Genomic DNA, 17,972 nt, shown 5'->3' with positions numbered 1-17,972 from the left:
CCCGGGTCAGCGGGCGGCGCGTGGCGTGTTCATTCGCCCGACCGCATTGAGCACGGCGCGCCGGGGATAGATGCTCGCTACCCGGGCAAGAAGGGCATTGCGGGCTCCGACCAGCACCACAGACGGCGTCACCGAGCGGTCGAGGGCGGAGAACGAGGCCCGCATGACCTCCTCCACCGTGAGCGGTTTACCCTTCTTGCCGCCGCTGGTCTGGGCAACCTCGAAGAACTCGGTGTCGGCAGGCCCGGGGCAGATCGCGGTCACCTTGAGGCCGCTCGCGCGGGTTTCGTAGCTGATTGCCTCGGTATAACTGAGCACGTACGCTTTGGTCGCCCCGTAGACCGCCATGCGCGGCACGGGCTGGAACGCGGCCGTGCTGGCCAGATTCACGAGCGCTGCCGTGTGCGGATTCAATGAGGCCGTTTCGACCAGGTCGGGCAGAAAGGCGTGGGTCAGCGCGGTGAGGGCGTGCACGTTGAGGGCGACCTGCTCGCGTTCCCTGGCCTGGTCGGAGTCGAGAACGGTGCCGAAGGTCGCGAAGCCCGCGTTGTTCACGAGGGTACCGATGGTGATCGTCCGCTCACGGAGGTCGCGCACCAGCTCGGGAACGGCATCCGCTTCGGTGAGGTCGAGGGGGATGACGGTGGAGACCGTGCCGTATTTCTCGGCTAGATCGACAGCGAGGGCTTCGAGGCGAGCCTGCCGGCGGGCGACGAGCACGAGATCCGCGCCGCGCTGCGCGAGCTCGTGCGCGTATCCGACGCCGAGTCCGCTCGACGCTCCGGTGATAAGCGCGGTGGTGCCGATGGGGTTGTACAAAGCGCTGGCCATGGCTTGAGGCTAGCCGTCCTGCGCGTGCATAACCAGTGTTGGCTGGCCGCCCGCCCCGGTCGAACTAGGCTCGGGTCATGGCTGATCCACACGAATTGACTGCTCTGGAACAATGGCAGGCCCTGCAGAGCCGCGATATCAGTCCGAGCGAGCTGACCGAGCATTACCTGGCCCGCATCGAGAAATTCAACCCGGCGCTCGGCGCCTTTGTCACCGTCACCGCGGACGCCGCCCGGGCCCGCGCCCGTTTTGTCGAAGAGCGGATGCCGCGCACCGCGCCGCTCTGGGGCCTCCCCTTCGCTGACAAAGACCTCTACCTGCGCGCCGGGGTGCACGCCGGGTTCGGCTCGCGCCTGTTCGCCGACTACGTGCCCGAACAGTCGGACGACCTGGTGCAGGCGCTCGACGACGCCGGCGGAGTCAGCCTCGGCAAGACCAACACCCCCGAATTCGGTTTGGCCTCCTACACCGAAAGCCTCGCCGCACCGCCCGCCCGCACTCCCTGGAACCTCGCGCTTGGCGCTGGCGGATCCAGCGGCGGTGCCGCCGTCGCGGTCGCCGCCCGGCTGCTTCCGTTCGCACCGGGCTCCGACGGTGGCGGGTCCATCCGCATTCCAGCTGCCGCCTGCGGACTGGTCGGGCTCAAGCCGAGCCGCGGGCGCGTGCCAGCTGCCTCCGGCATCGACAAGCTCGGCGGTCTGCCCGTCGGCGGCCCGCTGGCGCGCACGGTAGCGGATGCCGCCCTGCTGCTCGACGCTATGATCGCGCCCCGAGACGGTCACCCCGACCATCACTACGCTCTGCGGGCTCCCGGCGATGAGACGCCATTGCTGGCGGCGGCGGTGCGCGGCGAGGGCCGGTTCCAGCTCGGCGTGATGACGACCTCGGTCTGGGACGACGACTACGACATTGCGATCGCCCCCGAAGCGCGAGCCGCCCTCGACCTGGCCGTGGCCGGATTCGCCGCGCTGCACCACGGCCTCGAGGAGACGGCGCTACAGCCCGACCCGAGCTACGCGCCGGCGTTCCGCACTATCTGGCAGGCCGGGGCGGCCGGTATCCCGGCCGAAACCGACGACGAGATCGCCCTGCTCGAACCGCTGACCCAGTGGCTGCTGGCCCGGGGACGAGCACTCAGTGCCCGCGACCTGGCCGAGGCGCTCGCCGCACTGACCGCGTTCGAGCGGTCGTTTATCTATCAGCTGTCGAAATTCGATGCCGTGCTGACCCCGGCCATGGCGATGACGCCGCGCCCGGTCGGCTGGTACGACGCCGACGACGCCGAGGCGAATTTCGCGCAGCAGGTGCAGTACACGCCGTTCACCTCGATGATCAACGTGAGCGGGCTGCCGGCCATCGTGCTCCCCGTGCACCAGACCGACAATGGCCTGCCGATGGGCGTGCAGCTCATCGGCCGACCGGGCGGGGAGGCCACGCTGCTGTCGCTCGGCGCGCAACTGGAGCGGCGCATCCGCTGGCAGGATAGGGTGCCGCCGGAGCCGGCCTAGCGGGCAAGTAGAGCCAGCCAGCCGGGTCGGCCTGACTTAGCGGCGGGTCGCCACCGGCCGCGACGGCCACCAGAACCGGTCGTCGACCAGAAACACTATCGCCGGGACCAGTACGGTGCGCACCACGAGGGTGTCGAGCAGCACCCCGATGCAGACGATCACGCCGATCTGGGTGAGCGCCACGACCGGCAGCACCCCGAGCACGGCGAACACCGCCGCGATCAGAATTCCGGCGCTCGTGATCACCGCGCCGGTTGACGAGAGCGCCCGCACCATGCCCTCGCGGGTGCCGTAGCGCTTGGCCTCTTCGCGGGCCCTGGTGGTCAAAAAGATGTTGTAATCCACACCGAGTGCCACCAAAAACAGGAACGCGAACAGCACAACGTTGGTGTCGAACGCCGTGAAACCGAGCAGGTTCTGAAAGATTAGGTTCGAGGCGCCGAGGCTCGCGAAGAAGGTGCCGAGCACGGTCACGATGAGCAGCACCGGAGCCACGAGTGAGCGCAGCAGCAGCGCCAGGATCAAAAAGACGATGCCGAGGATCAGCGGCAGGATCAGGTCTTGGTCGCGCTCGGCGCTGGTCTTCGTGTCGAGGGCCGTGGCATCGCTGCCGCCGACGAGCGACTGCGAGACTGCGGCCGGGGCATCCGCTAAATCGGTGCGCAGCGCGGCGATGGCCGTGAAGGTTTCGTCGCTGCCCGGTTCGCCCTCGAGCGTGACGTCGATGCGGGTGAGGCCGCCGGAGTTCTCGCCGGCCACCGCCGAGGAAACCCCCGGTGTTTTCAGGGCGACCGCCACCGCGTCAGCGGATGCCGCATCCGGCGCCAGTACAACCGTCTGGCTGGTCAGCCCCGCCGAAAAAGACGCGTCCACGATCTCCTGCGCAACGACCGACTCCGGGTTTCCGAGCAGCTGGTCGGCCTGGGACAATCCGACGGCGGCGCCGTTCAGCCCGAACGCGAGAGAGCCGATCGCCAGAACGGACACGACCGTCACGATGGCCGGGTGCCTCGCCACGCCGCGACCGAGCCGGGTCCAGAGGCCGGTGCGCGGGGCGACGGACACGGGCTGCACCCGCGGAATGAACGGCCAGAACAGGCCGCGCCCGCACACCACGAGGGCCGCCGGCAGCACGAGCAGGGCGAACAGAATGGCGATGATCACGCCGATCGCGCAGGCGATTCCGAGCGCCCGGTTGCCGGCCAGCTCGGCGAAGACCAGGGTCGCGAGGCTCAGCGCGACCGTGCCGCCGCTGGCCGCGATGGCGGGGCCGGCGCTCGTCACTGCGGTGCGCATCGCGACGTTGCGGTTCTCGGTGTGCAGCAGCTCTTCGCGGTAGCGGGCCACGAGCAGCAGGGCGTAGTTGGTGCCGGCGCCGAACACCAGCACCGAGAGAATACCCGAGATCGAGGCGTCGAGGGCGAAACCGAGCGGCTCGGCCAGCGCGCCGGCCACCTTGCCGGCCAGGCCGTCGGCCAGGCCAACCACGACGAGCGGCACGATCCAGAGCACGGGGCTGCGGTAGGTCACGATCAGCAGCACTGCGACCACGATCACGGTCACCAGCAGCAGGCGAAAGTCGGCTCCGGCGAAGGCGTTGGTGATGTCGGCCTGAAAACCGACCGGCCCGGTGACATAGGCGTTGACATCGCTGGGCAGGCCGGTCGACGCCGTAGAGCGGATGTCGGTGGCCGTCTTCTCAATATCGGCAGTGGCCGTGGCAGCCTGAAGCGGCACCACGCTCAGCGCCGCCTGGCCATCCTGACTGAACTGGGGCGTCGCTGCCCGCGGGGCGATCGACGCGGCGCCGAGGTTCTCGGCGGCGGCGGTGATCGCGGTCTTGTCGGCCGCCGTGAGGTCTTCGCCGTCGCGGCTCCAGACCACGATCGCCGCGGTCTGATCGGCCGACGGAAACTCGGCGAGAAGTTTCGTGACCTGCGCGGCCTGGCTGCTCTCCGGCAGGCCGGCGGCTGGAAAATCGGCGGATTCATTGGCCGGAAGCAGCGCGAACAGCAGTCCAACGGCAATGATCGTGCCGAGCAGAACCGCCCAGGCGGTGCGTTTGCCGGTGATGAAGCTGGTGATGGCGAGCACAGTTCCTCCCAGAACCTCGATGATCGCTATCCTAGCTAGGTAAATGAGACCCTGATGGCATTTGTTTTGATTCACTCAAAACAAATGCTAGGGTTGACTCATGACAACGATCGATTCGAGCCAGGACCACGCAGGCCGTCGCCTGGCCGCGGCCGACGCCGAGTTGCTTGCTGACAGCATCCGTTCGGCCGGACTCAAGGTGACTGCGCCGCGACTGGCGGTGCTGCGTGCCCTCACCGTTATGCCGCACTCGAACGCAGAGGCCCTGTTCGGCGCGGTGCACGCAGACCTGCCCGGCACGTCGCTGCAGGCTGTCTACGGTGTGCTCGCGTCGTTCGGCACCGCAGGGCTGGTGCGCAAGATCGAACCGGCCGGCTCGCCCGCGCTGTTCGAACGCCGGGTCGGCGACAACCACCACCACATCGTCTGTACCCGGTGCAGTGTGGTGCACGACGTGGATTGCGCCGTCGGCCACGCTCCCTGCCTCACCCCGGCGGATGCGCTCGGTTTCGACGTGCGCGCCGCCGAGGTCATCTACTGGGGCCTCTGCGCACAGTGCCAGCTCGACACCTCGAACCCCTAAACTTCCTCCGTCAACCTCGCGTTGCTGATCCACACTCAAGGAGCACCATGACTATCAAGCCTACAACCGACCAGACGGGAACGCCCGTCGCCAGCGACGCGCACTCCCTCACCGTCGGCGCCGACGGCGTCACCGCGCTGCACGACCGCTACCTGGTCGAAAAGCTCGCCCAGTTCAACCGCGAGCGCATTCCGGAGCGCATCGTGCACGCCAAGGGCGGCGGAGCGCACGGCGAGTTCGTCGTCACCGGCGACGTCTCCAAGTACACCCGCGCGGCCGTGTTCCAGCCGGGCACCGTCACCCCGACCCTGCAGCGCTTCTCCAGCGTTGCCGGCGAACAGGGCAGCCCAGACACCTGGCGCGACGTGCGCGGCTTCTCGGTGAAGTTCTACACGACCGAGGGCAACTACGACATCGTCGGCAACAACACCCCGGTGTTTTTCATTCGCGACGGCATCAAGTTCCCCGACTTCATCCACTCGCAGAAACGCCTGCCGGGCACCGGCCTGCGCGATGCGAACATGCAGTGGGACTTCTGGACCCTCTCCCCGGAGTCGGCCCACCAGGTCACCTACCTCATGGGCGACCGCGGCCTGCCGCGCTCCTGGCGTGAAATGCCCGGCTTCGGCTCACACACCTACCAGTGGATCAACGCTGCCGGCGAACGCTTCTGGGTGAAGTACCACTTCGAATCCAACCAGGGCAACGTGGAGATGGAAGGCTCAGAGGCCGAACTCATCGCCGGAGCGGACGCCGACTACTACCGTCGCGACCTCTCCGACGCCATCGCCGCCGGCAACTTCCCGTCGTGGAACGTGTCCGTGCAGGTCATGCCGTACGAGCAGGGCAACACCTACCGGTTCAACCCGTTCGACGTGACCAAGGTCTGGCCGCACGCCGACTTCCCGCTGATCCCGGTGGGTACCCACACCCTCAACCGCAACCCGGAGAACTTCTTCGCGGAGATCGAGCAGGCGGCGTTCTCACCGGCCAACCTCGTTCCCGGAATCGCGGCGAGCCCCGACAAGATGCTCATGGCGCGCATCTTCTCCTACCCGGATGCTCAGCGTTATCGTGTGGGCACCAACTACGCGCAGCTCCCGATCAACGCTCCAGTGAGCCCGGTGAACAACTACTCGCAGGACGGCGCGCAGCGTCACCACTTCAACTCAGCCGACGTACCGAACTATGCACCCAACTCCCTCGGTGGCCCCGTCGCCGACCCGGCCGCTGCCGGCGAGGGCGCCTGGGAAGGCGACGGAACGCTGCTGCGTGCCGCCGCCACCCTGCGCAGTGAGGACAGCGACTTCGGCCAGGCCGGAACGCTGTACCGCGAGGTTTACGACGACGCTGCCAAGGCCCGGTTCCTCGACACCATCACCGGTGCCATCAGCGGAGTGACTCGCCCCGAGGTCACTGAGCGCGCTATCTGGTACTGGACCAGCGTTGACGCCGACCTCGGCGCCAAGCTGCGCGCGAATCTCGCCGTGTTCGCCGAAGCTGCTGCCGTCGACGCGGAATACGTCGCCGCGAAGTAGCTCGTCTCGTTTGATCACAACCGCCCGGCCTGTTCGCAGGCCGGGCGGTTGTGTCTGCGCTGTCGCTCGGAAGGGTCGTAAATGGCGTGTTTAGGGGCTGGCTGAACTAGCGGAGGTAGCCGCCGTTTTTCAGGCCGGCCTCGATCTCGAAACGGTTTTTCAGCGGATTGCGCCCGGCGACGGCGTAGAGCAGCGGAAAGACCATTCCGAAGCGCTGCCACTGGTGTTTGTGCACGGCTTCGTGCTCGAGCACGGCCGCGGTGACGTTCTGGCTGGTGAGGTAGCAGCCGCCGACGCAGGAGCCGCCGCGACCGAAAGTCCACGCGGGCATGCCGCGAAACACATACAGTCCAGCCCTGCGTTCGACGCGGCCGGTGCTCCAGATCGAGCCCCAGACCAGCCCGAACGCGGTTGCGTAGAGATAGCCGGCACGGCTGATGGTTGAGTCGAAGAGAAGGCGGCGCATCCGTTCAGCCTATTCTTCAGCTGTGTCGGTGAACCCCGGGCGTCCGTAGGCCTCGAGCAGACGCAGCCACACCTCGCTGAGGGTCGGGTAGCTCGGCACCGCGTGCCACAGCCGGTTGATCGGCACTTCGCCGACGACGGCGACCGTGGCCGAGTGCAGCAGTTCGGCGACGTCCTGCCCGACGAAGGTGACCCCGAGCAGCACCTCCCGATCAAGATCGACGATGGCTCGGGCCTTGCCTACGTAGCCGACGGCGAGCACCGAGGCGCCGCCGAGGTTGGCGAGGTCGTAATCGAGAATGCGGATGCGATACCCCGCCTTCACGGCTGATGCTGCGGTCAGCCCGACCGAGGCCACTTCCGGGTCAGTGAAGGTCACCTGCGGAACGGCGGCGTGGTCAGCCGTCGCGACGTGGGCGCCCCAAGGGGCATCATCGACCGGCCCGCCAGCCGCACGGGTCACGATCGCGTCGCCGGCCGCACGGGCCTGGTATTTGCCCTGGTGGGTGAGGAGGGCCCGGTGGTTGACGTCGCCGGTGGCATAGAGCCAGTCGCCGGAGAGGGCGGGGGAGTCGCCCTGCACGAGTAGCGTGTCGTCCACGTCGAGCCAGTCACCGCCGTTGAGGCCGACCGTCTCAAGGCCGAGGTCGTGCGTCTGCGCCGTACGGCCGATGGCCACGAGCACTCGGTCGGCCGTGACCGTTCTGCCGTCATCGAGGGTAAGGGCGACCGCGCCGTCGTTGTCGCGGTGCGCCGCGGTAGTGGATGGGCCGACAAGTATGGTGACGCCATTTTCTATCAAGGCGGCGGAGACGAGTTCGCCGGCGAAGGGTTCCTGCCCGCCGAGCAGGGGGCTGCGCGCGATGACGGTCACCGCCGAGCCGAGCGAGGCATAGGCTGCGGCCATCTCAGCGGCGACGACGCCTCCGCCGATCACCGCGAGGCGTTGCGGAATCTGCTGGGCGCTCGTCGCGTCACGGCTGGTCCACGGTTCGATGTCTTTGAGGCCGGGGATATCGGGCAGCACCGCCGCCGATCCGGTGCTGACGACGACGGCGTGGGTGGCGGTGAGAACGGTCACCGCCCCATCCGCTGCGGTCACGGTGACTTCCTTGACTCCGGTCAGTCGAGCGTGGCCACGAACGAGGGCGATGCCGGCGGAGTCGAGCCATTTCGCCTGGCCGTCGTCCTTCCAGTTGCTGGCGATGGAGTCGCGTTGTTTGAGGGCGGCGCGCACGTCGACGGTTCCGGTGACGGCCTCGGCGGCGCCGGGCACTCGGCGGGCCGCAGCGAGGGCGGCACCGCTGCGCAGCAACACCTTGGAGGGCATGCAGGCCCAGTAGGAGCATTCACCGCCGACCAGTTCCCTCTCGACGACGACCGTGCTCAGGCCGCCCTGCGCTGTGCGGTCGGCGACGTTCTCGCCGACGGCGCCGCCGCCGATCACGATGACGTCGTAGCTCTGACTCGACATTGAATCTCCTTGACGGGTGGCGATGGGTTTGGAGCAGCCTAGCCGAGGTTGTGACGTTCGGGGTGGGTTGTAGCGGGAACGGGTCATCCGCTCCGCGCGCAGACGAAAAATCGCCACCCCGCGGACAATTCGCATTTGCCGCTCGGGGGGTCGAAGGTGATCACAATTCAGCTACTGTAGCTCCATGCCTGGCCGTCGAACAATATCCGGAGGTCTTTATGAATGACGTAGCGTCCACGTCCAATCGCCGACATGCTGCCGTTATCTACAATCCGATCAAGATCGATCTGGATGCGATGAAAGCTGTCGTCGGGCACGAGGAAACTGAAAACGACTGGGATCAGACCATCTGGCTTTCAACCAGCGAGGATGATCCGGGGCAGGGTCGCGCGGCGGAAGCGCTCGAGTCGGGCGCCTCGGTGGTCATCGTTGCCGGCGGCGATGGCACGGTTCGGGCCGTTGCCGAGGGGCTCAAGGACGGAGCTGTTCCCCTGGCGCTGATTCCGTCCGGAACCGGAAACCTCCTGGCACGCAATCTGGATCTCAGTCTGGATGATGTTGAACTCTCCGTGCACACCGCCTTCACCGGCGTCGATCGCAAGATCGACCTGGGAATGCTCGAGATCACACGTGCAGACGGGGCCAAGACCAGTCATGTGTTCCTCGTCATGGCCGGGCTGGGACTGGACGCGAAAATGCTGGCCAACACCGATGACGACCTGAAGAAGAAGGCGGGTTGGCTGGCCTACGTCACAGCTCTCGCCACGACTTTGCGGGACAAGCATGAGCTGCGGTTTCGGTACAGCCTCAATCGTGGTCCGACCCGCGCAACCCGGGCGCACACCATCATCGTCGCCAATTGCGGGTCGCTTCCATCGAACATCGTGCTGCTGCCCGACGCCGCTGTGGATGATGGGCAGTTCGACATCGCGTTGCTACGCCCGGAGGGATTCGTTGGCTGGGTGCAAATCTTCGTCAAGGTGATCTGGGAGAACGGCGTTCTGAGACGCACCAGGGCCGGTCGCGCTCTGATGACCGGGGAGGTCAGCGCTCTGCGGTACGTGCGGGCCGAAGAACTCAGCATTCGGCTGGAACGCCCGGAGCAGATCGAACTTGACGGCGATGGATTCGGCGAAGCAGCAGCGTTCGATGTCCGGGTGAATCCGGGCGGCCTGACCATCAAATTTCCTTCGAGCTCATGACGACTCCGATACCCCCGCAGTCGTTGGTCCACTCGCCAGGTCGCCTGGTACCGTCCCCACCGACCCGTCGGATCGAACTGGACGGTTGTGAATTCGGAGTGCATTATTCACCTGGACCATTGGTCGCGGTCAGCACGCCCGTGTTCGTTATCGTGCACGGTATTGGAACCTCACACCGGTATTCCGTCCCACTGCACCGCGCTATCGCAGCCGGGCACAGAACCTACTCGGTGGATCTGCCGGGCTTTGGCGGGATGAGAACACCGCAACACCGTTTATGGGTCGAGGATTACGCGCACCTGCTCGGTATCTTCCTGGACACGCTCGGCGTGACGAACTGCGTCATGGTCGGCCATTCGATGGGCGCCCAGTTCGTCACAGAACTTGCCGTTCAACGGCCCGAGCTGGTTTCCCAGCTCGTGTTGATCGGGCCGGTTGTCGATGCTCGCCGTCGAACAGTTGTGGCCCAGGCCGTCGACCTGTGCAGGGACACGCTCAAGGAACCGCTGCGTGCGAACATATTGGTTTTCGGCGACTACGCGCGATGCGGCCCGCTGTGGTATACCAAAACGCTCAGTGCCATGCTCGCCTATGCGACCGATGAGCGCCTTGTGCGCGTGGCCGCGCCCGTGCTGGTTTTAAGGGGCAGCGATGACCCGGTAGCACGACGAGGCTGGTGCAGTCGTCTCGTGCACAATTCACCCCATGGGCGCCTCGTGGAAATTGCGGGGCACCGTCACCTCGTTCACTACAGTGCTGCCGATCGGGTCGCGGACCACATCGTGCAGTTCGCGGGTGTCGGCGCAGACCCGTGAAATGACCGTCGGCATCCGTGATCTGCTGTCGTGGGCCCAGGACTACGCCTACGCCGCCAACAGGCAGCTACGTGCGCTCACATCGCGCGAGAGCCCTCGCGGCTTTCAGACGGGCGACGGTTGTCCGGTCGTGATCATTCCCGGAGTGTACGAGACGTGGAAGTTTCTCCAGCCGCTGATCAAGCGGGTTCACGATGCCGGCCACCCCGTGTACGTCGTCGACCGGCTGTCCTGGAATATCGCCTCCGTTCCCGACGCTGCTCGGCACGTTGCAGATTTTATCGCCGACGAGCACTTGACCGACGTTGTCCTCCTCGCGCACAGCAAGGGCGGGCTGATCGGAAAATTTGTGATGATCGGGCACGACGCCGACTCGCGCATTGCAGGAATGATCGCAGTAGCTGCCCCCTTCTCCGGCTCCACCTACGCAAAATATATGCTCCCGCCGAGCCTCCGGTCCTTCGCTGCGAGAAACAAACACATCATCGGGCTAAATGAGAACACCAAAACGAACCGCAAAATCACGTCCATTTTTGCTCGGTTCGACCCGCACATTCCGGAAGGAAGCGCACTTGCCGGAGCGAGAAACTTTGAAATCGACACCGGTGGGCACTTTCGTCTCCTCGCTGATGTGCGCGTGATCGATGCTGTCATGACGGTGTTGGCCGGTTTCGGCCACCCCAACGGCATCGCCAGTGCCGAATAAGGGCCTCCTGGGGACTCTGCGGCCACCCTATGAACGTGGGCCCAGTTTCTAAACTGGGCCCGTGGTCGGGGCCAGGTCCCCGTCCCGAAACGAGGAGGGTCAGTGACCTACGAAGACTGCGGCGGTTCGGGTGAGGAAGGACTGCATGCCGATTCGGGAGTCCTCGGTCGCCACCAGACGGGCGAGGGTGGGTTGGAGCGTTGCCTCAGCGGATGCTGCCCCCTCCCGCTGGGCAAGATGAGCGTTGGCGAGCGTGGCCTGGATGGCGAGGGGCGCCTGGGCGGCGATTTTCTCGGCGAGTTCGAGGGCGCGGTCGAACTGGGTGCCGTCGGGCACGATCTCCTGCACGAGGCCCAGGCGGTGCGCCTCGGCAGCATCGAACAGGTCGCCGGTGAGTAGCCAGCGCATGGCATTGCCCCAGCCGGCAGCGCGCGGAAACCGAATGGTCGCGCCGCCGAACGGCAGAATTCCGCGCGCCACCTCGATCTGCCCGAACCGGGTCGACTCGGCGGCGACCACGATGTCGCTCGCGAGCATCAGCTCGATGCCGAGGGTGAGGCAGGTGCCCTGCACGGCGATGACGACCGGTTTGCTGAGGGATTGGCCATCCACTTGCCACGGATTGATGCCGCCCTCCGGCACCAGCTCGAGCCCGTTCGGGCCGAGCCTGGGCCCGATGTCGGCGAGGTCGAGCCCGGCGGTGAAGTGCTCGCCGACCGCGTAGACCAGGCCGACGCGCAGCTCTGGGTCGCGGTCGAGCTCACCGTAGGCGAGGGACAACTGCTGAAGCAGGGCGAAATCGGCGGCATTGCGTTTCTCGGGCCGATTCAGCCCGATCAGCAGAATGTGGCCGCGGCGTTCGGTGAGAATGCGGGGCTGGTCGGTCATGGGGCCTCCATTGATCGGTGTGATTTCGTACAGTTCGATCAGCGGGTGAGCGCCCCGATAATGCGCAGGATGCTCGGCAGGTCGTCGTTCGCCGCCTCGGGCGAGGCGGGCGCAAACCCGGTGATGGTCGCGCCGGCGAGGGTGAACTCGGCGCGAAGCGCGGTGATCGCACCGCCGAGATCGGACACGCTTAGCCCGAACGGAATCAGGTCGCTCAGGCCGTCGAGCGCCGACGGGTCGAGCACGTCGAGGTCGATGTGCACGAAGACGTGTGTGGCGCCGGTCGCCGCGATCGCCGCGACGAGCGCGGACGGGTCGGTCAGCTCTGAGCACGACACGCTCACCAGGCTGCGTTCGTGCAGCAGCTCGTCTTCGGCGTCGTCGACGTCGCGAATGCCGGCCAGCACCACGTTCTGCAGCGGCACGGTGCTTGCGGCGGCCAGTTCGAGTTCGGCCGGACCCTCGCCGCTGATCGCGCGCAGCACCATGCCGCAGAATCCGCCCGACGGCGAGGATTCAGGGGTGTGCAGGTCGGGGTGGGCGTCGAACCACACCACGGCCAGATCGCCCGGATGTGTGCGTGCCGCGTGCTCCACCGCGGCCAGCGCGATGCCGCAGTCGCCGCCGATCGAGAGCGCCCAGTCGGTGGTGTCCTTCAAAATCTTGGTGTGGCGCTGGCGCACCTGCGCGATCGCGGAGAACCGATGTACCCCGGTATCGAGCGCATCACCGGCCTCGACCGGCACGTCGACCAGGCGGGTGGCCGAGAACGGCAGGTCGCCCTGAATGGCCGCCGCCCCGTCGACCAGGCGCATCGCGCGCGGAGAAATCGAACCCTGCCACTGCGGCACTACAACGAAGGTGGGAGCCATACCTCAGTATGGCGCAGCGGCCGGGGGTGGCAGCATCCGCTTCGCCAGCAGCGAATTTCTTGCGAAGCGGATGCTCGAACGCTCACTCGACGAATTTGACGGGTGTTACGGGGCCACAACCCATCAAAGTTGTCTACTCAGCGACTAGCTCTCGATGGCGGCGTTGTTGCCGGCCTTGAGGGCCGCCAGGCGGGCATCCACCTCGGTCAACTCGCCGAGGTCGTCGAGGCTTTCGAACTGGGCGTCGAGGCTCGACGCTGCGAGCTCCTGGGCGCCGCGCACGCGGGCTTCTTCGCGACGGATCTTGTCTTCAAAACGGTTGACCTCGCTCGTAGGGTCCATCATGTCGATGCTCTTGACGGCGTCCATCACCTGCGCCTGCGCCTTGGCGGTCTTGGAACGCGCGATCAACTCGGCGCGCTTGTTGGTGAGCTGCACCAACTTCTCCTTCATGGCGTTCAGGCCGGTCTTGAGCTGGTTGACCACGGCGGTCTGCGACTGGATCTGCGGTTCGGCGGTCTTAGCCTCCTTCTCGGAGGTCAGCTGGCGACCCAGCGCTACCTTGGCGAGGTTGTCGAACTTGTCGGCGTCGGCAGCGTTGCCGACCAGGCGCAGTTCGTCGGCCTTGCGGCTGGCCGCGAGGGCCTTGTCGCCCCACTCCACGGCGGCTTCCTGGTCTTCGCGGTGGTCGTCTTCGAGCAGGCGCAGGTTTCCGATGGTCTCGGCGATCGCGCTCTCGGCGTCGGAGATGCTGCTCGAGAAGTCCCGCACCATCTGATCGAGCATTTTCGCCGGGTCTTCCGCCGAGTCGAGGATAGCGTTGATGTTCGCCTTCGCGAGCTGGGAAATACGGCCGAAAATGGACTGCTTGGTCATTCGGAGGTCCTTTCAAAGGAGTGACCCTGGGCGAGGTCTCGCCAGGAACGTGCGTGCCTGTTGCAAAGTTTAGGGTGAGCGACAGACGCGAGTCTGGGAACCGCCAAAAATCCGCTCCGGTCGTGATGTTGCCCTGTGTTACAGGGACGCTCACGTGCCACGCGCGCCCCACCCAAAATAGAACCAACGCAAGAAGATCGACACCGACGGGAGCCGGCATGAACCAAGAATTCACCGACCGGATGCTCGTCGTCGTCGAGGTCACCACCGAGCGTCCCGACCGCCCGGCGTATCACGCCAAGGTGCAGGTGCTCAACGCTCGCGTTGTCACCGAGGCCGAAACGGCGGGCTGGGCTGTCGCCCGCGTCGCCGCGGCCGACGTCACTCCCGCCGACCTGCTGCGCCTCACAGCGGATGCCGACGCCCTCGTCATCGTCGGCGGCGAAGACATCACGCCCCACTTCTACGGCGGTGCCACGGGCTACGAGGGCGAGACGCACCACTTCGCCACCGCCGACGAGGGCCAGATTGCTCTCGTGCAGCGTGCCCTCGCCCTCGGAACCCCGCTGCTCGGAATCTGCCGCGGGCTGCAGATCATCAACGTCGCCCTCGGCGGCAGCCTCGTGCAGCACATTGACGACGGCATCCACAAGAATGTCGGCGTGCCGATCGACCAGATCCTCTCCACTCACGGCGTGATCCTGGCCGCCGACAGTACCCTGAGCCTGAGCCTCGGCCGGGTCGATATCTCGGTGCAGAGCGCGCACCACCAGATCGTCGACCGCCTCGGTGCCGGCCTGGTTTCCGCCGCCCACGCTCCCGACGGCCTGATCGAGGCCCTCGAACACGAGACCGCGCCGATCGTTGGCGTGCAGTGGCACCCTGAGGCACCCAATGCCCCGGCCGACCAGCTCGGTCTGCTGCTGGCTTCCCTCGCCGCCCAGCACGACGCCCGAGCGCTCGCCGAGGCCCTGGTCGCGAACGCCCTGGCCGCCTAAGCCCGCACCCGGCTAGGCAGCAACCGAGAACGTCGCATCGAGGGCCGCCGCGAGATCCGCCACCAGGTCCGCGGTGTCTTCGAGGCCCACCGAGAAGCGCAGGTGCCCGAACTCGCGGAACGCAGCCGGGTAGGCCGCGACGCGCGGCCCGGAATTGTCCACGTGAACGATGAGCGACTCGTCGTGGCCGAGCGACACGGCCGAGGTAATCACGCGCAGGTTCGCGACGAACCGGTTCTGCGCCGCCTTGTGGCCGTTGACGGCGAAGGCGAGCATACCGCCAAACCCGTGCGGCAGTTGCCGCAGTGCCACGGGGTGCTGCGGATGCGACGCTAAACCCGGGTAGGCCACATACGCGACTCGCGGGTCGGACTCCAGAAAACGGGCGATGCCCAGTGCTGAGTCGCAGTGCTGCCGAATGCGCAGGGGCAGGGTGACCGAACCGCGCATGATCAGCCAGGCGTTGAACGGGCTGATCACCCCGCCGACATCGACCATCGCGTCGAGCTTGATCCGGCGAATTAGCTCCGCCCGGCCGATCACGGCGCCGCCCATCGCATCGCCGTGCCCGTTGATGTACTTGGTCAGCGAGTGTACGACGAGGTCGGCTCCGTGTTCGATCGGCCGAAACAACGGCGGCGGCGTGAACGTGTTGTCGATGGAGAGCAGCGCGCCGGCCTCGTGCGCGATGGCCGCAACGGCCGCGACATCCGTTACCGCGGTTGTGGGGTTGCCGACCGTCTCAATGTGAATCAGCCGCGTCGACGAGCGGATGGCGCCGCGCACCGCCGCGAGGTCCGTCGCGTCCACGAAGGTGGCCTCGATGCCGTACTTCTCGGGCAGCAGCTCGGTGAACAACCGATAAGAGGCCTCATAGGTCACGTTGGCCACCACGACGTGGTCGCCGCTCTTCAGCAGCGTGAAGAACACGGCGTGCAGGGCGGCGACGCCGCTGGCCATCGCCACGGCATCCTCGCCGCCCTCGAGCACGGCGAGCTTCTGCTGCAGGCCCTCCTGGTTGGTGCCGGTGTTGCGGGTATACAGGCCGGGGATCGCGCCCGACCAGCTCAACGTTGACGGGTCTTCCGGCAGGGCGTACGAGTTCGCCATCACGATCGGTGTGCGCAGCGCGCCCGACCCGGCATCGATCGCGTTGCCGGCGTGCACCGACTGGGTCTGAAAGCCCAGGGTGGCGGGGTTATGTTTGTCGGGCCGCGGTGCCGGGCTCGTGGTGGGTGTCGGTTCGGTGCGAGGGCTCATTCCTCCACGCTAGGCCCGTTGCGCCATTCGGCGCTGAACGTTACGCGCGATCGACATCCGGCCGGGCCAGAGACCACGAAAAAGCCCCGGTACTTCTCGCCTGGGGGGAGGTGAGAAATATACCGGGGCCAATCGTTGGAGTGGGGGAACTCCGTGTGTAACCGTACGTGGGATGGCCTGAGAAGAGGCTGATAAAAATGCAAAACGTGAGTTTACCCTCGCCGGGCAGTCAGTCATTCCCGGTCGGTCGGTTTGTTATGCATCCGTTGCAATCGCGCGCATCGCGGGCCGTCCTTGCTTCGAGTGCACTGCATTTACCTGTTCGTGACTCCCGGTCACACTCTGTCGACGTCGTGGGTGTGCACATGGTCGGCGGCCTGGTCGGTAGCCTGTTGATCGGGTTTCGCAACGGATGCCGCCCCAACGGTCGCAGCGGCCTGTTCTCCGGAGGCGGCGTCGAGCTGCTCGGCATCCAGGCACGGCGACGCCAACGTCGTGTTGGCACCGTAAGCATTCGCCCTTTCCCCCATCATCGATTGTCACCGAGCAGGAGCATGCAGTGAGTTCCGTACCGAACACAGCACCGAGCCTTCCCACGGCACCCAGCATTCCCACCGCACCGAGCAGTTCGAAGTACGTCGTGATCGGGGCAGGCCTGGCCGGCGCGGCCACCGCCTGGCAGCTCGCCAGCCGCGGGCACGAGGTCACCATTCTGGAGCGGTCCACCCCCGCCAACGATGCCGGAAGCTCGCACGGGTCGGCGCGTATCTTTCGCTACGCCTACCCCGATGCCTTCTACACCGGTCTCGTGCAGCAGGCCAGACTCGGCTGGGACGAACTGACCCGGCTGAGCGGGCGGCAGCTGATTACCCCCACCGGTTCGGTCGATTACGGGGCGCTGCGCCAGCCCGAAGTGCTCGCCCGGGTGCTGCGGGCTGCCGGCATCGAGCACGACCTGCTCACAGCGGATGCTGCCCGCGAGCGCTGGCCGCAGATCGCCTTCGACACCCCGGTGCTCTGGCACCCAGGCGCCGGGGTCATCGACGCTGAGACGGCCGTGACCACCATGGTCGAGCTGGCCCTCGGGGCGGGCGCTCAGTTACGGAGCGACTGGCCGGTGGCCAAGGTAACCGAGACGGCCACTGGATACCGGGTGCACAGCGACACCGGGGAGTCCGTCGACGCCGAGAACGTGATCGTCAGTGCCGGCGGCTGGCTGCCGAGCCTGCTCGGCGAACTGCCGCTGCCGAGCGCCTTCCGTGCGCAGATCCCCGTGATCACGGTCATGCAGGAGCAGGCCTATCACTTTCCCTACGTCGACCCTGACAGTGCCGGCCGCTGGCCGACCTTCATCCACAGGATGGACGGCATGCAGGTGTACGGGCTGCCGGGCGGCCGCGACGCCTCGTTTCGCGGCCAGAAGATCGCCGAGTACAACGGAGGCAGGCCCCTCGCCTCGGCCGCCGACCAGGACGGCATCCTGGGAGCGGCCAACCGCGATCGTGTCGTCGACTACGTGGCCCGCTACCTGCCGGGACTCGACCACACACCCTACGCGGAGACCACGTGCCTGTTCACCAACACGCCCACCGAGGACTTCATCATCGACCGCGTTGACAACATCACCCTGCTCTCGCCGTGCTCGGGGCACGGCGCCAAATTCGCCCCGGTGATCGGTCAGCTCGCCGCCGACCTCGCGACCGGCATCGGGTCGGTGCCGCAGCAGTTCCGGGTGCGCCCGTGACCATTCCGGCTGCTGGGGGCTCTCGCCGCACCCGCTGACACGGTTCAGCTCACCGAGGAGTACCTCAGTCGCACCGTGAGCTTGGACACGGTGCTGCGGGATCGCCTGAGCCTCATAT

17 protein-coding genes are annotated in these 17,972 nt (G+C 66.5%); 8 read left to right on the top strand and 9 right to left on the bottom strand.

What is annotated here, in order from left to right; genetic code table 11:
- Positions 1 to 6: 6 nt before the first annotated feature.
- On the bottom strand, positions 7 to 831 hold the full coding sequence (locus CJ028_RS13805) for an SDR family NAD(P)-dependent oxidoreductase (RefSeq protein ID WP_105035802.1): 825 nt from the start codon (positions 829 to 831) through the stop codon (positions 7 to 9).
- Positions 832 to 908: 77 nt separating this feature from the next.
- Between CJ028_RS13805 and CJ028_RS13800 the strand changes: the two genes are divergently transcribed.
- Positions 909 to 2,339, top strand: a complete 1,431-nt coding sequence (locus CJ028_RS13800) for an amidase (protein ID WP_105035801.1) — start codon at positions 909 to 911, stop codon at positions 2,337 to 2,339.
- Between the two features lie 36 nt (positions 2,340 to 2,375).
- On the opposite strand, the gene CJ028_RS13795 is transcribed toward CJ028_RS13800, so the two are convergent.
- Positions 2,376 to 4,433 (bottom strand): MMPL family transporter, encoded by a 2,058-nt coding sequence (locus tag CJ028_RS13795; RefSeq protein ID WP_105035800.1) that lies wholly within the window; start codon positions 4,431 to 4,433, stop codon positions 2,376 to 2,378.
- Positions 4,434 to 4,533: 100 nt separating this feature from the next.
- Between CJ028_RS13795 and CJ028_RS13790 the strand changes: the two genes are divergently transcribed.
- Together CJ028_RS13790 and CJ028_RS13785 are read left to right on the top strand one after the other, a co-directional pair.
- A complete protein-coding gene (locus tag CJ028_RS13790) occupies positions 4,534 to 5,016 on the top strand; it encodes a Fur family transcriptional regulator (protein WP_105035799.1) in 483 nt (160 codons plus the stop codon).
- A 47-nt stretch (positions 5,017 to 5,063) separates the two neighbouring features.
- Entirely contained in the window at positions 5,064 to 6,554 is a 1,491-nt protein-coding gene (locus tag CJ028_RS13785; protein WP_105035798.1) for a catalase, read from the top strand.
- Positions 6,555 to 6,660: 106 nt separating this feature from the next.
- Here the strand turns inward: CJ028_RS13785 and CJ028_RS13780 are convergent, their stop codons facing one another.
- Both CJ028_RS13780 and CJ028_RS13775 read right to left on the bottom strand, forming a co-directional pair.
- Complete coding sequence (locus CJ028_RS13780; RefSeq protein WP_105035797.1) at positions 6,661 to 7,020, bottom strand: Fe-S oxidoreductase; 360 nt, start codon at positions 7,018 to 7,020, stop codon at positions 6,661 to 6,663.
- Positions 7,021 to 7,029: 9 nt separating this feature from the next.
- Positions 7,030 to 8,493, bottom strand: a complete 1,464-nt coding sequence (locus CJ028_RS13775; protein ID WP_105035796.1) for a dihydrolipoyl dehydrogenase family protein — start codon at positions 8,491 to 8,493, stop codon at positions 7,030 to 7,032.
- A 218-nt stretch (positions 8,494 to 8,711) separates the two neighbouring features.
- Here CJ028_RS13775 and CJ028_RS13770 point away from each other — a divergent pair, with 218 nt between their 5' ends.
- From CJ028_RS13770 to CJ028_RS13760, 3 genes are read left to right on the top strand one after another with little or no spacing between them, the layout of a single operon-like run.
- On the top strand, positions 8,712 to 9,695 hold the full coding sequence (locus CJ028_RS13770) for a diacylglycerol/lipid kinase family protein (RefSeq protein WP_105035795.1): 984 nt from the start codon (positions 8,712 to 8,714) through the stop codon (positions 9,693 to 9,695).
- Positions 9,692 to 10,510, top strand: a complete 819-nt coding sequence (locus tag CJ028_RS13765) for an alpha/beta fold hydrolase (RefSeq protein WP_105035794.1) — start codon at positions 9,692 to 9,694, stop codon at positions 10,508 to 10,510. The genes CJ028_RS13770 and CJ028_RS13765 overlap by 4 nt, the downstream gene beginning before the upstream one ends.
- A 1-nt stretch (position 10,511) precedes the next feature.
- Positions 10,512 to 11,216 (top strand): esterase/lipase family protein, encoded by a 705-nt coding sequence (locus CJ028_RS13760; protein WP_105035793.1) that lies wholly within the window; start codon positions 10,512 to 10,514, stop codon positions 11,214 to 11,216.
- Positions 11,217 to 11,315: 99 nt separating this feature from the next.
- On the opposite strand, the gene CJ028_RS13755 is transcribed toward CJ028_RS13760, so the two are convergent.
- The 3 genes from CJ028_RS13755 to CJ028_RS13745 form a co-directional block, all read right to left on the bottom strand.
- Positions 11,316 to 12,104 carry a crotonase/enoyl-CoA hydratase family protein gene (locus CJ028_RS13755; RefSeq protein ID WP_105035792.1) on the bottom strand — a complete coding sequence of 263 codons (789 nt, stop codon included), beginning with the start codon at positions 12,102 to 12,104 and terminating at the stop codon, positions 11,316 to 11,318.
- A gap of 38 nt (positions 12,105 to 12,142) precedes the next feature.
- Complete coding sequence (locus CJ028_RS13750) at positions 12,143 to 12,976, bottom strand: arginase family protein (RefSeq protein ID WP_105035791.1); 834 nt, start codon at positions 12,974 to 12,976, stop codon at positions 12,143 to 12,145.
- Between the two features lie 144 nt (positions 12,977 to 13,120).
- Positions 13,121 to 13,852 (bottom strand): PspA/IM30 family protein, encoded by a 732-nt coding sequence (locus CJ028_RS13745; RefSeq protein WP_105035790.1) that lies wholly within the window; start codon positions 13,850 to 13,852, stop codon positions 13,121 to 13,123.
- 218 nt (positions 13,853 to 14,070) lie between these two features.
- Between CJ028_RS13745 and CJ028_RS13740 the strand changes: the two genes are divergently transcribed.
- Positions 14,071 to 14,850, top strand: coding sequence for a gamma-glutamyl-gamma-aminobutyrate hydrolase family protein (locus CJ028_RS13740; protein WP_105035789.1), 780 nt, complete (start codon positions 14,071 to 14,073; stop codon positions 14,848 to 14,850).
- Between the two features lie 12 nt (positions 14,851 to 14,862).
- Here the strand turns inward: CJ028_RS13740 and CJ028_RS13735 are convergent, their stop codons facing one another.
- Entirely contained in the window at positions 14,863 to 16,110 is a 1,248-nt protein-coding gene (locus CJ028_RS13735; protein ID WP_105035788.1) for a trans-sulfuration enzyme family protein, read from the bottom strand.
- Positions 16,111 to 16,445: 335 nt separating this feature from the next.
- Entirely contained in the window at positions 16,446 to 16,643 is a 198-nt protein-coding gene (locus tag CJ028_RS21755) for a hypothetical protein (RefSeq protein ID WP_276309387.1), read from the bottom strand.
- A 74-nt stretch (positions 16,644 to 16,717) separates the two neighbouring features.
- Between CJ028_RS21755 and CJ028_RS13730 the strand changes: the two genes are divergently transcribed.
- On the top strand, positions 16,718 to 17,854 hold the full coding sequence (locus CJ028_RS13730) for an FAD-dependent oxidoreductase (protein WP_240607290.1): 1,137 nt from the start codon (positions 16,718 to 16,720) through the stop codon (positions 17,852 to 17,854).
- The last annotated feature ends 118 nt before the right edge of the window (positions 17,855 to 17,972 follow it).

The sequence above is a fragment of the Cryobacterium aureum genome (genome assembly GCF_002954245.1).
Taxonomy (GTDB): Bacteria; Actinomycetota; Actinomycetes; order Actinomycetales; family Microbacteriaceae; genus Cryobacterium; species Cryobacterium aureum.
Note: the sequence above shows the minus strand (reverse complement) of the source record. Positions and strands in the feature narration are given on the sequence as shown.

Coding starts and splice junctions, on each gene's coding strand:
- CJ028_RS13770 (WP_105035795.1), top strand. CDS start 8,712: ATGAATGACGTAGCGTCCACGTCCAATCGCCGACATGCTGCCGTTATC.
- CJ028_RS13740 (WP_105035789.1), top strand. CDS start 14,071: ATGAACCAAGAATTCACCGACCGGATGCTCGTCGTCGTCGAGGTCACC.
- CJ028_RS13750 (WP_105035791.1), bottom strand. CDS start 12,976: ATGGCTCCCACCTTCGTTGTAGTGCCGCAGTGGCAGGGTTCGATTTCT.
- CJ028_RS13745 (WP_105035790.1), bottom strand. CDS start 13,852: ATGACCAAGCAGTCCATTTTCGGCCGTATTTCCCAGCTCGCGAAGGCG.
- CJ028_RS13765 (WP_105035794.1), top strand. CDS start 9,692: ATGACGACTCCGATACCCCCGCAGTCGTTGGTCCACTCGCCAGGTCGC.
- CJ028_RS13760 (WP_105035793.1), top strand. CDS start 10,512: ATGACCGTCGGCATCCGTGATCTGCTGTCGTGGGCCCAGGACTACGCC.
- CJ028_RS13785 (WP_105035798.1), top strand. CDS start 5,064: ATGACTATCAAGCCTACAACCGACCAGACGGGAACGCCCGTCGCCAGC.
- CJ028_RS13755 (WP_105035792.1), bottom strand. CDS start 12,104: ATGACCGACCAGCCCCGCATTCTCACCGAACGCCGCGGCCACATTCTG.
- CJ028_RS13800 (WP_105035801.1), top strand. CDS start 909: ATGGCTGATCCACACGAATTGACTGCTCTGGAACAATGGCAGGCCCTG.
- CJ028_RS13775 (WP_105035796.1), bottom strand. CDS start 8,493: ATGTCGAGTCAGAGCTACGACGTCATCGTGATCGGCGGCGGCGCCGTC.
- CJ028_RS13735 (WP_105035788.1), bottom strand. CDS start 16,110: ATGAGCCCTCGCACCGAACCGACACCCACCACGAGCCCGGCACCGCGG.
- CJ028_RS13805 (WP_105035802.1), bottom strand. CDS start 831: ATGGCCAGCGCTTTGTACAACCCCATCGGCACCACCGCGCTTATCACC.
- CJ028_RS21755 (WP_276309387.1), bottom strand. CDS start 16,643: ATGATGGGGGAAAGGGCGAATGCTTACGGTGCCAACACGACGTTGGCG.
- CJ028_RS13780 (WP_105035797.1), bottom strand. CDS start 7,020: ATGCGCCGCCTTCTCTTCGACTCAACCATCAGCCGTGCCGGCTATCTC.
- CJ028_RS13790 (WP_105035799.1), top strand. CDS start 4,534: ATGACAACGATCGATTCGAGCCAGGACCACGCAGGCCGTCGCCTGGCC.